We start from the raw sequence: 241 nt of genomic DNA on the forward strand, positions 1-241 counted from the left end.
GTCGGCATCGACCGTCTGGTAATGCTGCTGACCGGGTCCTCGTCGATCCGCGACGTGCTGCTGTTCCCCTACATGCGGCCGCAGAACGACGCCTGACGTCGGTTTCCGACGCCGGCGCCGACCGTGCGCTGGCCTGACATCGCCCACGTTTCCCGTTGGAATGGGGATGGCGTCACATCCCCGGCGCGCCCGAGGGCTGGCCCGGAGCTTGCTTCACGTTAAGATCGTGCGCACGCGCTGC

Annotated in this window: 1 protein-coding gene; it reads left to right on the top strand. The window is 67.6% G+C overall.

Annotated features, from left to right (window positions below):
• Positions 1-96: amino acid--tRNA ligase-related protein (locus SB660_RS23390; RefSeq protein WP_410584960.1), on the top strand; the 96-nt coding region annotated here is incomplete at its 5' end.
• Positions 97-241 lie beyond the last annotated feature (145 nt).

The sequence above is a fragment of the Bacillus sp. SIMBA_005 genome (assembly GCF_046535585.1).
Taxonomy (GTDB): Bacteria; Bacillota; Bacilli; order Bacillales; family Bacillaceae; genus Bacillus; species Bacillus pumilus.